This window comes from Mesobacillus maritimus (genome assembly GCF_019749255.1).
Classification (GTDB): domain Bacteria; phylum Bacillota; class Bacilli; order Bacillales; family Cytobacillaceae; genus Mesobacillus_B; species Mesobacillus_B maritimus_A.
Genome location: NZ_JACWFH010000016.1, coordinates 41,134 through 56,158, shown reverse-complemented (window position 1 = coordinate 56,158; position 15,025 = coordinate 41,134). Strand labels below are relative to the sequence as shown.

Here is a 15,025-nt window from a genome sequence, read left to right as displayed (position 1 = left end):
GATAAAAAAATAATGTTTGGCGATTAAAATGAGGTGGAAACGGCATGAATAAATTCTTCACGGTAATCGCTGTTTCTGTAGTCCTGCTCCTCGCAGCTTGCGCACCTAATTTTCAACAAGAAGATAAGATTGTTCAAGAAGAGGACGCAGAAACCAGTGAAAAAGCGATTATTCCTAAATATAAAATATCGGATGACTATTACCGGACTTTTATGCCATTTGAACCAGGGGAAGCACGTGGTTTGGTCGTAAATAATCTTAATACTCGTTATGATATTCATGAGTTTGAAACAGGTTTGTTGCGCATCGCTCAAAATACCTTTGATACAAACAAATTTGTTTTTAAAGAAGGGCAGTATCTTGATAGTGCAACCGTCAGTTCCTGGCTCAACCGAAAGTACACAAAAGAACAGTTAAAAGACCGTGACATGAAGGAAGAGAACAATGTTGGGTTAAACCCAGTTGATCCTGGTTCTGGAGATATCGATACTCGGAATGAGGAAAACCCAATCTACCTCGCACACATCCTTGAGCACAACTATCTCGAAGAAGTGGGTGGAAAAGAAGGGACTTATAAGCTGGGTGGAGTGGTCATTGGTCTTGCGATGAATTCTATTCATTATTATCAAAAAGAGGCCTATGGAGCAACGTACGATACTGAAATTCCGCATTCAAAATTGGAAGCGGAAGGGAAGAAAATTGCTGCAGAGGTGATCAAACGTTTAAGGAAGATGGATGATTTAAAAGAAGTGCCTATCACCATCGCCTTATTTGAACAGAAAAGCAGGTCGTCAGTGGTACCAGGAAACTTCTTTGCATATGCAGAAGTGGGCAAGGGAAGCAGCGAGATTGGCGGCTGGCAGAATGTAAAGGAAAAGTATATCCTATTTCCTTCTGAAACAGCCTTGCAAAATCATCGTGAAGACATGACCTGGTTCCAAAACTTTAAACAAGATGTCGAGGAGTTTTTCCCAAACTACAACGGTGTTGTGGGCAAAGGTTTTTACCTCGATGATCAGTTGCAGACTTTAACGATTAGCATCCCTATCCAATTCTATGGAAAATCTGAAGCAATTGGATTCACCCAATATGTAACGGGACTCGTAATGGAACACTTTCCAGATTACGTCGCCGTCGAGGTCAATGTATCCTCCGTCTACGGACAAGAAGCCGTAATCGTACGAAATCCAAACCAGGACGAACCATTTGTCCATGTATATCAATAAAGGGGAAGAGCCTGACTATTTAGTTGGGCTCTTTTTTCTGTTTTTGAAATAGGAAATTGGAAGGTGCAAATAGAAGGTCTGAAGGTGCAAATAGGGTAGGGTTTTCTGCAAATAGGAAGGGGGGAAGTGCAAATAGAAAGAGTGTCTGCAAATAGAAATGGGATTGTTGCAAATAGGAGGAGTAAAGGTGCAAATAGGGTAGGGATTTCTGCAAATAGGAAGGGAGAAAGTGCAAATAGAAAGAGTGTGTGCAAATAGAAATGGGATTGTTGCAAATAGAAGGAGTGAAGGTGCAAATAGGGTAGGGATTTCTGCAAATAGGAAGGGAGAAAGTGCAAATAGAAAGAGTGTCTGCAAATAGAAGAGGTGAAGGTGCAAATAGGGTAGGGATTTCTGCAAATAGGAAGGGAGAAAGTGCAAATAGAAAGAGAGTCTGCAAATAGAAATGGGAATGTTGCAAATAGGAGGAGTAAAGGTGCAAATAGGGTAGGGATTTCTGCAAATAGGAAGGGAAAAAGTGCAAATAGAAAGAGTGTCTGCAAATAGAAATGGGGTTGTTGCAAATAGAAGGAGTGAAGGTGCAAATAGGGTAGGGATTTCTGCAAATAGAAAGGGGGGAAAGTGCAAATAGAATGGGGGTCTGCAAATAGACTGGGGAATGGTGCAAATAGAAATGGGTTTTCTGCAAATAGGAAGGGAAAAAGTGCAAATAGAAAGAGTGTCTGCAAATAGAAAGGGGATTGTTGCAAATAGAAGGATTGAAGGTGCAAATAGGGTAGGGATTTCTGCAAATAGAAAGGGGGGAAATGCAAATAGAATGGGGGTCTGCAAATAGACCGGGGAATGGTGCAAATAGGATTGGGATTTCTACAAATAGGAAGGGGGAAGTGCAAATAGAATGGGGGTCTGCAAATAGACCGGGGAATGGTGCAAATAGAAATGGGTTTTCTGCAAATAGGAAGGGGAAAAGTGCAAATAGAAGTGGGAATTCTGCAAATACCCCCTGCCACTCACGAACACCTTACACTAGAAAACTACCTTCCATCCAAAAAAGTCTTAGTTTATACATAATTCTACCAAAACAATGCAGGTGATTCTTTTTCAAACAACGAACCTCATAAATATAAAAAGGAGGTTTGTTTTATTTGATAGTAAAACCTAGAAATGTTCCACTCATAATGCAAAAGACCAAAACATTACTCCGTAGATTGCCAGAACACCATCCTACACGTCCTGAAATTGAGCAAGATTACTCGTGGAGAAAGGCAGGGTTGAAAGGGGAAATAGAGATTGACTATTATATTAGTCTCCTTCCAGAGGCGGATTATCTAATTTTTAATGGACTTCGTCTACCGTATGGTTCACATCACTTCCAAATAGATACTCTTCTTCTTTCCTCAAATTTTGCTCTTCTTATCGAAGTAAAGAATCTCGCAGGAGAACTCTTTTACGACCAACATACCAAACAATTAATTAAAACACTTAATGGAAAGGTGGAAGCATTGTCGGATCCAATTGCCCAAGTAAAGCGACAGAAGTATCAATTCAAGCGAATGCTTGCTAATTTGTTACCAAATTCCTATCCAATAGAGCATCTAGTGGTGCTGAGTAATCAAACTTCTATTCTTAAAACAAATCCAGGAGGAGAATCGATTTTTAAAGAAATTATGTTTGGTGAGAGTCTCATTTTTCGGATCTCTGAAATGGAGAAGTCTCATAAAAAACAACTACTAACATCTCCCCAATTGGGAATAGTGAAAAACAAATTAACAGAGTGTCACCAGCCATTTGACCAGGATATCCTTGAGCATTATTCCATTATGAGTAAAGATGTTTATTCAGGAGTACGATGTCCCAATTGTGACAGTCTTCCTATGGAGTGGAATAGGGGTCTTTGGTTATGTGCTACTTGCAAACATTCTTCGAAAACAGCACATTTAACCTCCATACAGGATTTTGTCCTGTTATATAACGAGCCTTTTAAAAATTTTCAAATACGTAGGTTTCTCCATATTCCTTCCATCTATCTTACTTCAAGGCTTCTCTCCAAAGCCAACCTCCCTTCCACCGGTGAAAAAAGACATCGTACCTATCACCTAGAACTAAATGATTAACAAAGAATACCAAATTGCCAACCTTTGAACTGGGAATTTGTCCCATGCTACACTTAAAGTGGAAAATTGGAAACGCTACAACAACAGGAGGGGATCATGTGGTTCAGCCTTACAGACACGAGCCTTTTACTGATTTTACGATTGAGGAAAATCGGAAGGCGTACTTGGCAGGGCTAAAGACAGTTGAGAGGTATTTAGGCAATGAATATGACCTTTTAATCGGCGGCGAGCGTGTGACAACGGCGAAAAAACTAGTTTCCTATAATCCTGCAAATAAGAATGAAGTCATTGGGCGGGTGTCCCTGGCAAACAGAGGCTTAGCAGAAACTGCCATGCAGGCAGCTCAAGAAGCCTTTAAAACTTGGAGAAAAACGAAGGCTGAAGTGCGCGCAGATATTTTATTTAAGGCTGCAGCAATTATTCGCCGCCGAAAACATGAGTTTTCCGCATTGTTAACAAAAGAAGCCGGTAAACCTTGGCGGGAGGCTGATGCCGATACGGCTGAGGCCATCGATTTTCTTGAGTATTATGCAAGGCAAATGATAAAGCTTAAGGACGGCGTCCCGGTCGAAAGTCGTCCAAACGAATATAACCGTTATCACTATATCCCCCTTGGAGTTGGGGTGATTATCCCTCCTTGGAACTTTCCTTTCGCGATAATGGCGGGAACTACTGTGGCTGCTATCGTGACGGGGAATACCGTTCTACTAAAACCAGCCTCCAACACGCCAATTGTTGCGGCAAAGTTTGTTGAAGTCCTACAGGAGGCGGGACTTCCAAAGGGGGTACTCAATTTTATTCCTGGAAGTGGCTCGGAAATTGGGGATTATCTAGTTGACCATAAAAACACTCGATTTATCTCGTTTACCGGCTCACGTGATGTAGGGGTTCGAATCAATGAGCGTGCCTCCAAAGTGCAAGAAGGACAGATATGGCTAAAGCGAGTGATTGCCGAGATGGGTGGGAAGGACACGATCGTAGTTGATAGTGAGGCCGATTTAGAGTTGGCCGCGCAGTCTATCGTTACGTCTGCCTTTGGCTTTTCCGGTCAAAAATGTTCGGCATGTTCTAGAGCCATTGTGGTCGAGGAGGTTTATGAGAAAGTATTAGCTCGTGTTATTGAATTAACAAAGGCGCTAAAAATGGGGGACCCGACGAATGTCTCCAATTTTATGGGGCCGGTTATAGACCAGAGTGCATACGAGAAAATTATGAACTACATTGAGATCGGAAAAAGCGAAGGAAGACTCGTTGCTGGAGGAAAAGGCGATTCTTCAACAGGGTACTTTATTGAACCAACTGTTGTTGCGGATCTAGCACCAGATTGTCGCCTCATGCAAGAAGAGATATTTGGTCCTGTTGTTGGGTTTACAAAGGCCAAAGACTTTGATCAGGCAATCCAAATGGCCAATCAAACAGACTATGGTTTGACAGGAGCGGTCATCACTCGAAACCGTGAGAAGATTCAAAAGGCCCGTGAAGACTTTCATGTAGGGAATCTCTATTTTAACCGCGGATGTACCGGTGCGATTGTTGGGTACCAGCCATTTGGAGGATTTAATATGTCTGGAACGGACTCGAAAGCAGGAGGACCAGATTATTTGCTCCTTCATATGCAAGCACAAACCACCTCAGAAATGTTTTAGTTAAAAAAGGAAGGTTGTTGGCATGATGCCCAACAGCCTTCTTTTAAGTATTCTCCCTTTTGTCAATTCAATATTTTGGGGGCCGGATAAACGGTAACTCCGGACTGTCTTTAGACTGAAATTTATTAAAATATTGAATGATTAGCAAACTTAAAATATAATGGTAGTTATATTTAAAAAATTCTGTCACTATACCTTCCGCTTATCTGCTTTAATAAGAGCGTTTTTGAAAGGTAGGTATTTTTACTACTTCCAGATACCCAGATAGGAATTGGCTACATCTCATCATCCTAGATTGGATGGGAGAAAGACACTTAATCTATTACTCTTTTTCTTTTTAAAAAGTATTTGCCCTCACATAATTGACTCTTTTACTCATCTTTAATTATTTACTAATTTCATGAAAGGCGTGTTGTTATGAAGAAAATAAATAAGGTGTTAGTAGCAAATCGTGGCGAAATTGCGATTCGGGTGTTTCGGGCCTGTACGGAGTTACATATTCGCACTGTAGCGATTTATTCAAAGGAAGATTTAGGAGCTTACCACCGTTATAAGGCGGATGAAGCGTATCTTGTAGGAGAAGGCAAAAAGCCGATTGATGCCTACTTGGATATCGAAGACATTATTCGAATTGCGAAACAAGCTCAAGTTGATGCCATCCATCCAGGTTATGGATTTTTATCAGAAAACATTGAGTTTGCGAGAAGATGTGATGAAGAAGGAATTATTTTTATTGGACCTGAAACAAAGCATTTAGACATGTTTGGTGACAAAGTTAAAGCAAGAACGCAAGCACAATTGGCAGGTATTCCTGTTATCCCAGGAACGGATGGGCCGGTATCCTCTGTGGATGAAGTCATCTCCTTTGGTGCTCAACATGGTTTCCCAATCATCATTAAAGCTTCACTCGGTGGCGGTGGCCGGGGAATGCGGATTGTAAACAAGATTGAAGATGTTAAAGAAGCATATGCACGAGCAAAATCAGAAGCAAAGGCTGCTTTCGGAAATGACGAAGTATATGTTGAAAAATTAGTTCAAAATCCAAAGCATATTGAAGTACAAATTTTAGGGGATCACGAAGGGAATATCGTTCATCTATATGAGCGCGATTGTTCTGTACAGCGTCGTCACCAAAAAGTGGTTGAAGTGGCTCCATGTGTGTCTTTGCCAGAGAATCTGCGGAATGAGATTTGTGATGCAGCTGTTAAACTAATGAAGAATGTTGACTATTTAAACGCAGGAACAGTGGAGTTCCTTGTATCTGATAATCAATTTTACTTTATTGAAGTCAACCCGCGCGTTCAGGTTGAGCATACAATCACGGAAATGGTTACTGGAATTGACATTGTTCAATCCCAAGTGTTAATTGCGCAAGGACATGCATTACACAGTGAAAAGGTTGGAATCCCAGCGCAAAAGGAGATCTTTACACATGGCTATGCGATTCAGTCACGTGTGACAACGGAAGACCCATTGAATGATTTTATGCCAGATACAGGAAAAATTATGGCTTACCGTTCTGGTGGTGGCTTTGGCGTTCGTTTGGATGCAGGGAATGGCTATCAAGGTGCCGTCATTACCCCTTATTACGATTCGCTTCTTGTAAAAGTGTCTACACATGCGATGACATTTGAGCAAGCAGCTTCGAAAATGCTTCGAAACTTAAAAGAGTTCCGAATTCGTGGAATCAAGACGAATATTCCGTTCCTCGAAAATGTTATGGTTCACGAGAAATTTATTACCGGAAATTATGATACGTCCTTTATCGATACTACACCGGAACTGTTTATTTTTCCTAAGCGAAAAGACCGCGGAACCAAATTGCTTAGCTATATTGGCAATGTTACGATTAACGGTTTCCCGGGGATTGAAAAGAAACAAAAGCCTATGTTTGATGAGCTTTACATTCCAAAGTTTGAAACGTTAGATTCAGCACCTGCAGGAACAAAGCAAATTTTAGACGAAAAAGGGGCAAGGGGACTGGCAGAATGGGTGAAATCACGTAAAGAAGTGCTGTTAACAGACACGACGTTCCGTGATGCCCATCAGTCCTTACTTGCAACTCGTGTACGGACCAATGATCTAACACATATTGCTGAGCCAACCTCAAAATTGTTACCAGACTTATTTTCACTTGAAATGTGGGGTGGGGCAACGTTTGATGTATCTTACCGCTTCTTGAGTGAGGACCCTTGGAAAAGGCTGATTACATTAAGACAGCAAATTCCGAATGTGCTATTTCAAATGCTTCTACGCGCATCAAATGCGGTAGGATATAAAAATTACCCTGATAACGTCATCTATGAGTTCGTCAAGCAGTCAGCTGATGCTGGAATTGACGTATTCCGTATCTTTGATAGCTTAAACTGGGTAAAAGGAATGGAAACCGCCATTGATGCGGTGCGCCAAACAGGAAAAATTGCTGAGGCGGCGATCTGTTATACAGGGGATATCGATGACCCAGCACGTCCTAAATACAATATTCAGTATTATAAAGACATGGCAAAAGAACTTGAAAATCAAGGGGCACATATTTTAGCGATTAAGGATATGGCAGGTTTATTAAAACCACAGGCAGCATACAGGTTGATTTCGGAGTTAAAAGATACGGTTGACCTTCCAATTCACCTACACATGCATGATACAAGTGGAAACGGGATTTACACGTATGCTAAGGCAATTGATGCCGGTGTAGATATCGTTGATGTCGCTGCAAGCTCAATGGCAGGAATGACGTCACAACCAAGTGCAAATTCACTTTATTATGCACTTAAAGGCACCGAGCGAGAGCCTGCTTTAAATATCGATAACTTGGAACAGGTAACAAAATATTGGGAAGGTGTCCGCAAATTTTATCAGGACTTTGAAAGTGGCATGATTGCGCCACATCCTGAAGTTTATCAGCATGAAATGCCTGGTGGACAATATAGCAATCTGCAGCAACAAGCAAAGGCTGTAGGTCTTGGCGAACGCTGGGAAGAAGTAAAAGAGATGTATAAGCGTGTTAATCTCATGTTTGGCGATATTGTGAAGGTAACTCCTTCGTCAAAAGTAGTCGGAGATATGGCTTTATTCATGGTGCAAAATGATTTATCAGAACAAGACGTCCTTGAAAAAGGAGACAAGATTGACTTTCCTGACTCTGTCATCGAAATGTTTGAAGGCTATTTAGGGCAGCCGGCAGGAGGATTCCCTAAGGAACTCCAAAAGGTGATTTTAAAAGGAAAACAGCCAATTACGGTTCGACCTGGTGAGCTTCTAGAGGAGGTTGATTTTACAGCACTACGAAATCAACTTTATCAAGAGCTTGGTCGTCAAGTTACAGACCATGATGTCATCACGTATGCTCTATATCCAAAGGTGTTCCAGGACTACACCAAGAAAATAGAGAATTTCGGAGATGTCTCTAAGCTTGATACCCCAACGTTCTTCTACGGCATGAATTTAGGAGAAGAAATTGAGGTTGAAATTGAAACAGGTAAGACTTTAATTGTAAAACTAGTTTCCATCGGTCAGGCACATGCTGACGGTACTCGCGTTGTTTATTTTGAATTGAACGGGCAGCAGCGGGAAATTGTCATCAAGGATGAAAGTGTGAAATCCTCAGTGACATCTAAAGTAAAAGCGGATCCTAAAAATGAACAGCATATTGCAGGTACAATGCCTGGTACTGTCATTAAAGTTCTTGTTGAAAAAGGAGAAAGTGTGAGTCAAGGGGATCATTTAATCATTACAGAGGCAATGAAGATGGAAACAACCATTCAGGCACCTTTTTCAGGTGTGGTCAAAGATATTTACGTTCAAGGTGGCGATTCCATCGCACCTGGGGATCTGCTTATTGAGGTAGACAAACAAGCTCAAGCTGTGGCAGAATCGAAACCGAATCAAGACGTACTAAGCACAATTTAAAAAGTTTTATAGATAGCCAAAAAAGCGTGTAAGGGACTCCCTTATACGCTTTTTTTCGCCTCGAAATAGCATGTTGATTCTTAGCCCGATTGAAAATTGTTTCCCTAACTCAAACAATTGTCGAATGAATATTCAAAAAAAATAGTGTAAAACCGTTGCAATTTAAATTACCTGTTATATAATACAAATAGTTAAACAATTAACTGTAATATAACAACATGAACTTACTGATTAGTTGGTTAATCTAAACAGAGACTTTAAGCCGTTTCTGTATTTTAACCAAGATTAATAGAATTATATTTTGTTAGGAGGAATTATTGATGACAGATTTAAGAGCAAAGCAATTACAGGAAAGCTGGGAAATGGATGCACGTTGGAAAGGGATTGAAAGACCTTATTCTGCCGAAGAGGTTATTAAACTACGAGGATCTATTGACATTGAATATACATTAGCGCGTCGTGGTGCAGAGAAGCTATGGAAGCTTGTGAACGAAGAGGACTTCGTAAACGCACTTGGCGCTTTAACAGGAAATCAGGCTGTTCAGCAGGTGAAAGCTGGGCTAAAGGCCATTTACTTAAGCGGGTGGCAGGTAGCTGCCGATGCCAACCTTTCAGGTCAAATGTATCCAGACCAAAGTTTATATCCAGCAAACAGTGTTCCATCTGTAGTAAAGCGAATCAACCAAGCGCTTCAACGTGCAGATCAAATTACTCATTCTGAGGGAGACGACTCTATCGACTGGTTCGCTCCAATCGTGGCTGATGCTGAAGCAGGTTTTGGTGGCCAGTTGAACGTTTTCGAATTAATGAAGGGGATGATTGAGGCAGGAGCAGCAGGCGTCCACTTTGAAGATCAGCTTTCTTCTGAAAAGAAATGCGGTCACCTTGGTGGAAAAGTATTGCTTCCAACTCAAACAGCGGTTCGTAACTTAATCTCTGCCCGCCTTGCAGCTGATGTAATGGGAACGCCAACACTTGTTGTTGCTCGTACAGATGCAAATGCAGCTGACTTAATCACAAGTGATGTGGATCCAGTTGATGCACCGTTTATCACTGGCGAGCGTACTCCGGAAGGCTTCTTCCGCACAAAAGCTGGTCTTGATCAGGCAATTGCTCGCGGGCTAGCATATGCGCCATATGCAGACTTAATCTGGTGTGAAACTTCTGAACCAAGTCTTGAAGAAGCAAAACGTTTTGCTGAAGCTATCCATGAGAAATTCCCTGGTAAGCTTCTCGCATATAACTGCTCTCCTTCTTTCAACTGGAAGAAGAAATTGGATGACGAAACGATTGAGAAGTTCCAAAGAGAGCTTGGAAAAATGGGTTACAAGTTCCAATTCGTTACACTTGCAGGTTTCCATGCGTTGAACCACAGCATGTTCGAATTAGCTCGTGGCTACAAAGATCATGGAATGGCTGCATACTCCAAGCTTCAACAAGCTGAATTTGATAGCGAGCAATATGGCTATACAGCTACAAGACACCAACGTGAAGTTGGAACAGGTTATTTCGATCAAGTAGCTATGACCATCACTGGCGGAACATCTTCAACGACCGCCCTTAAAGGCTCAACTGAAGAAGAGCAATTCACCACTTCTTCTAAGTAATCTTTTCGTCTGAACTAGTTGTTATACAATCACTACGTTGTGTTATGTTGATTTTCACCTATATATCTCCTATTTGCCTTCTCCAGTATGGAGAAGGTTTTTTTTCTTCCTTAATAGGTTAAAATTAGGAAGCGAGGGGTAGGTTAGAGACACCTATAAAAGGATTCTGATGAAAACTGTAGTAGCGTGAGTGAACAGCGAAAAGATGTTAATGGAGAGCAGGAATCTAGTGAAGCTAGTGGGGGGGATGAACCTGGAATCGAGCTGAGAAACAGGAAGAACCCCACTTCATAAAGGCGTATGAACCTGGAATGCAGCTGAGAATCAGGAGAAACCCTGCTTCATAAGGTGCATGAACCCGGAATCCAGCTGAGAATCACAGGGAATCCCGCTTCATAAACCATATAAACCCAGTACGTGGTTTAGTGCCAAAGCAAAGCAAGAAGCACTTACCAACAATTACTATAGTTAGACCTAACTAGTTGAAGGTGTGCACCTTTTTTGTTTAACATCATAAATAAATAGGGAGATATTGGGGGTGACAAAGTGGGCAAGCAAAATTTGGATGATATCCTACAGCAGGGAATTCATGGGGCGAAGCAGACTAAACCTGACGAAAGACGGAAATTTCTTGGAACAATCCGCGAGAGGGTGGTCGTCGCGCTGTCAAAGGCAGAGGTTAGAAAAAAGCAAATTGAACCTGAGTTTAAACAACTACTAGAAAGCAACAAAGGTGCCCAGATTTACCTAAATGGAAATATGAATTATACTTTTTATTCAAAATACATTGCGTTAGCAGATGGCATGAAGGTTCCCTATAAAATTGTGACCAACAAAGAGCATGACTCTGAGTACGGTCTTGTACTTGCTTATGATTATGCAATTGATAAAGAGGATATAAGTTTATCAAAAAAACCAATTGTAAAAATAGAGGAAGCACCACATGAAGGTACTGGTTTTTTTACCAAAGTGAAAACGCTGTTTAGCAAAAAATAAAACTGACCTCACCCTGGCCTAGCGATCGATGCCGGGGATTATTTTTGAAAACATAAAGAGGTTCAAAGTAAATACCAATATAGAGGGTAGATTATGTTGCTTTAGTGTGGAAAAGTCTGATATCATCAGTATTATTGCGTATTGTGCGAATTTTCAAGGAGGTGGCATTTTATGTCAAGGATTTCAACCGATCAAGTAAAACATGTAGCAAATTTAGCAAGGTTGGCGATAACGGAGGAAGAGGCGAACACTCTCACTCAGCAGCTAGATAAAATTATTACATTTGCCGAGCAGTTAAATGAAGTAGATACGGATCATGTAGAGCCAACTTCTCATGTCCTCGAAATCAAGAATGTCATGAGAGAAGATGTTGCGAAGCCAGGCCTTCCAAATGAAGAAGTGTTGAAAAATGCTCCAGAACATCAGGATGGTCAGATCAAAGTACCACCGATTATTGAGTAAGGAGGAGAAGCCATGAGTTTATTTGATCAGAAGGTATCAGATCTTCATGAACTATTACATAAAAAAGAAATTACTGTTTCAGATCTTGTTGAGACTTCTTATAAACGAATCAGCGAGGTAGAAGGGAAAGTCCAAGCTTTTCTAACATTAGATGAAGAAAATGCTCGTAATAAGGCAAAAGCTTTAGATGAAAGAATTGGCCAAGCAGATGAAAAGGGTCTTTTATTTGGGATGCCAATCGGGATCAAGGATAATATCGTGACTAAGAATTTGCGGACAACCTGTGCAAGTAAAATTCTTGAAAACTTTGACCCCATTTATGATGCGACGGTTATGGGGAAATTGCATCAGGCAGAAACTGTTACAATCGGTAAGCTGAATATGGATGAGTTTGCTATGGGTTCCTCAACAGAAAACTCAGGATTTAAAGATACAAGGAATCCGTGGAATCTTGACAGAGTTCCTGGAGGATCTTCTGGTGGTTCGGCAGCGGCTGTTGCTGCTGGCGAAGTGTTATTTTCTTTGGGGTCTGATACAGGTGGGTCTATTCGTCAGCCTGCATCATTCTGTGGAGTTGTTGGCATGAAGCCAACATACGGTCTTGTATCCCGTTTCGGATTGGTTGCCTTTGCGTCTTCCTTAGATCAAATTGGACCGGTGACAAGAACAGTTGAAGATAACGCTTATCTTTTAAAAGCAATTGCTGGTCATGATGAAATGGATTCAACCTCTGCGAACGTTGCAGTTCCGGATTATGTTAGTGCTTTGTCAGGAGATATTAAGGGGTTGAAAATTGCCGTTCCGAAGGAGTACCTCGGTGAAGGGGTCAAAGAGGAAGTAAAACAATCTGTTCTGGATGCCTTAAAGGTGTTGGAGAAGCTAGGCGCCTCATGGGAAGAAGTATCACTGCCTCATTCCAAATATGCATTATCCACTTATTATCTATTATCTTCTTCAGAAGCATCGGCGAATCTTTCACGTTTTGACGGAGTTCGTTATGGCTATCGTTCACCAGATGCGCAGAACTTATTGGATATGTATAAAATGACCCGTGAGCAAGGCTTCGGAGATGAGGTCAAACGCCGGATTATGCTCGGAACCTTTGCGTTAAGCTCTGGTTATTATGATGCCTACTATAAAAAGGCACAAAAAGTACGTACTTTAATCAAGAAAGACTTTGAAGATATTTTTCAAAAGTATGATGTCATTATTGGACCAACAACACCAACGCCTGCTTTTAAGATTGGTGAAAATCTTGCAGATCCAATGACGATGTACGTGAACGATATTTTAACCATTCCAGTCAATCTTGCTGGTGTACCTGGAATCTCTGTGCCATGCGGCTTTTCAGAAGGACTTCCATTAGGGTTGCAAATCATTGGAAAGCATTTTGATGAAAGCTTAGTGTATAAAGTGGCGCATGCATTTGAACAAGCAACAGACTATCATAAACAAAAACCACAATTGTAAGGGGTGAAAAACAATGGAATTTGAAACGGTAATTGGACTTGAGGTCCACGTTGAATTGAAAACAAACTCAAAGATCTTTTCAAGCAGCCCAAACCATTTTGGAGCAGAGCCGAATACCAATACAACGGTTATTGACCTTGGATATCCAGGGGTATTGCCTGTTGTAAACAAAAAAGCGGTCGACTATGCGATGAAGGCATGTATGGCTTTGAATTGTGAAGTTGCAACGGAAACAAAATTTGATCGGAAGAATTATTTTTACCCAGACAACCCTAAGGCTTATCAGATTTCTCAGTTTGATAAACCTATTGGCGAGCACGGTTGGATTGAGATTGAAGTTAACGGTGAAAAGAAGAAAATTGGCATTACTCGGATCCATATGGAAGAGGATGCGGGAAAATTAACACATGGAAATGGCTATTCCTTAGTAGACTACAATCGTCAAGGAACTCCGTTAGTAGAAATCGTTTCTGAGCCAGATATCCGCACTCCTGATGAAGCCTATGCTTATCTCGAAAAATTAAAATCAATTATTCAATATACAGGGGTATCCGATTGTAAAATGGAGGAAGGGTCACTTCGTTGCGATGCCAATATTTCTCTTCGTCCGGTAGGTCAAAAAGAATTTGGTACAAAGACAGAGTTAAAGAACCTGAACTCATTTAACTTTGTTCGTAAAGGGCTCGAATATGAAGTAAAGCGTCAGGCTGAGGTTTTACGGGCGGGCGGTGTCATCGAGCAGGAAACACGCCGTTTTGATGAGGCAACCAATACAACTGTCTTGATGCGTGTTAAAGAAGGCTCCGATGACTACCGTTATTTCCCTGAGCCAGATCTACCCGACCTTTATATTGATGAAGAGTGGAAAGCGCGCGTTCGTGCTGAAATCCCTGAACTTCCAGATGCTCGTAAAAAGCGTTATATAGAGGAACTTGGTTTACCTGCCTATGATGCAAATGTTCTAACTGTCACAAAGGAAATGTCCGATTTCTTTGAAGCAGTATGTGCGGCAGGAGCAGAGCCGAAACAAGCTTCAAACTGGGTAATGGGGGATGTTTCAGGTTACTTAAATGCAGAAGGCAAGGAATTGCATGATGTCCCATTAACCCCTGAAGGCTTAGCTGGAATGATTAAGCTGATCGCTGATGGTACAATCTCATCTAAAATTGCCAAGACCGTTTTTAAAGAATTAATTGAAAATGGCGGAGATGCTGAGAAAATCGTCAAAGAAAAAGGCCTAGTTCAGATTTCAGATGAAGGCGAATTAACGAAAATCATCAACGAAATCATTGATGCCAATCCAAAACCATTAGAGGACTTTAAAGGTGGAAATGAAAAGGCAAAAGGCTTCTTTGTTGGACAAATTATGAAAGCGACAAAAGGTCAAGCCAACCCACCACTGGTAAACAAGCTGTTAGTACAAGAACTAAATAAAAGGTAAGCAAGAAAAGCTGGCGGATCATCGTCAGCTTTTTCTTATGGACTTTTTCATGTGAAATTTTTGTTTAAAGTGATGATTAAAGCGTTGATTGGAAAGGATCTACAAAGATTACATCACTAAAGATTATGGTGAAGAGAGTGATAATGATTATCAG

General features: G+C 41.1%; 9 protein-coding genes. All 9 read left to right on the top strand.

Features of this window, described 5'->3' with window-relative positions:
• Window positions 1–44: 44 nt before the first annotated feature.
• Entirely contained in the window at window positions 45–1,226 is a 1,182-nt protein-coding gene (locus tag H0185_RS13995; RefSeq protein ID WP_221874127.1) for a CamS family sex pheromone protein, read from the top strand.
• A 1,145-nt stretch (window positions 1,227–2,371) separates the two neighbouring features.
• Window positions 2,372–3,340 carry a nuclease-related domain-containing protein gene (locus H0185_RS13990; protein ID WP_221874126.1) on the top strand — a complete coding sequence of 323 codons (969 nt, stop codon included), beginning with the start codon at window positions 2,372–2,374 and terminating at the stop codon, window positions 3,338–3,340.
• A 98-nt stretch (window positions 3,341–3,438) separates the two neighbouring features.
• Window positions 3,439–4,986 carry an L-glutamate gamma-semialdehyde dehydrogenase gene (gene pruA, locus H0185_RS13985; RefSeq protein ID WP_221874125.1) on the top strand — a complete coding sequence of 516 codons (1,548 nt, stop codon included), beginning with the start codon at window positions 3,439–3,441 and terminating at the stop codon, window positions 4,984–4,986.
• A 417-nt stretch (window positions 4,987–5,403) separates the two neighbouring features.
• Window positions 5,404–8,895 carry a pyruvate carboxylase gene (gene pyc, locus H0185_RS13980; RefSeq protein WP_221874124.1) on the top strand — a complete coding sequence of 1,164 codons (3,492 nt, stop codon included), beginning with the start codon at window positions 5,404–5,406 and terminating at the stop codon, window positions 8,893–8,895.
• 320 nt (window positions 8,896–9,215) lie between these two features.
• The gene (aceA, locus tag H0185_RS13975; RefSeq protein ID WP_221874123.1) at window positions 9,216–10,502 is read left to right on the top strand and encodes an isocitrate lyase; all 1,287 of its coding nucleotides are present in this window, start codon (window positions 9,216–9,218) and stop codon (window positions 10,500–10,502) included.
• 546 nt (window positions 10,503–11,048) lie between these two features.
• On the top strand, window positions 11,049–11,498 hold the full coding sequence (locus tag H0185_RS13970) for a YueI family protein (RefSeq protein WP_221874122.1): 450 nt from the start codon (window positions 11,049–11,051) through the stop codon (window positions 11,496–11,498).
• Window positions 11,499–11,669: 171 nt separating this feature from the next.
• Entirely contained in the window at window positions 11,670–11,960 is a 291-nt protein-coding gene (gene gatC, locus H0185_RS13965; RefSeq protein WP_221874121.1) for an Asp-tRNA(Asn)/Glu-tRNA(Gln) amidotransferase subunit GatC, read from the top strand.
• Between the two features lie 12 nt (window positions 11,961–11,972).
• Window positions 11,973–13,430, top strand: coding sequence for an Asp-tRNA(Asn)/Glu-tRNA(Gln) amidotransferase subunit GatA (gatA, locus tag H0185_RS13960; protein ID WP_221874120.1), 1,458 nt, complete (start codon window positions 11,973–11,975; stop codon window positions 13,428–13,430).
• Between the two features lie 13 nt (window positions 13,431–13,443).
• Window positions 13,444–14,871, top strand: a complete 1,428-nt coding sequence (gene gatB, locus H0185_RS13955; protein ID WP_221874119.1) for an Asp-tRNA(Asn)/Glu-tRNA(Gln) amidotransferase subunit GatB — start codon at window positions 13,444–13,446, stop codon at window positions 14,869–14,871.
• Window positions 14,872–15,025: the final 154 nt, after the last annotated feature.

Bases quoted from the DNA above. Each gene is read 5' to 3' on its own strand.
- H0185_RS13995 (WP_221874127.1), top strand. From the start codon at position 45: ATGAATAAATTCTTCACGGTAATCGCTGTTTCTGTAGTCCTGCTCCTC.
- pyc (WP_221874124.1), top strand. From the start codon at position 5,404: ATGAAGAAAATAAATAAGGTGTTAGTAGCAAATCGTGGCGAAATTGCG.
- aceA (WP_221874123.1), top strand. From the start codon at position 9,216: ATGACAGATTTAAGAGCAAAGCAATTACAGGAAAGCTGGGAAATGGAT.
- gatC (WP_221874121.1), top strand. From the start codon at position 11,670: ATGTCAAGGATTTCAACCGATCAAGTAAAACATGTAGCAAATTTAGCA.
- gatA (WP_221874120.1), top strand. From the start codon at position 11,973: ATGAGTTTATTTGATCAGAAGGTATCAGATCTTCATGAACTATTACAT.
- gatB (WP_221874119.1), top strand. From the start codon at position 13,444: ATGGAATTTGAAACGGTAATTGGACTTGAGGTCCACGTTGAATTGAAA.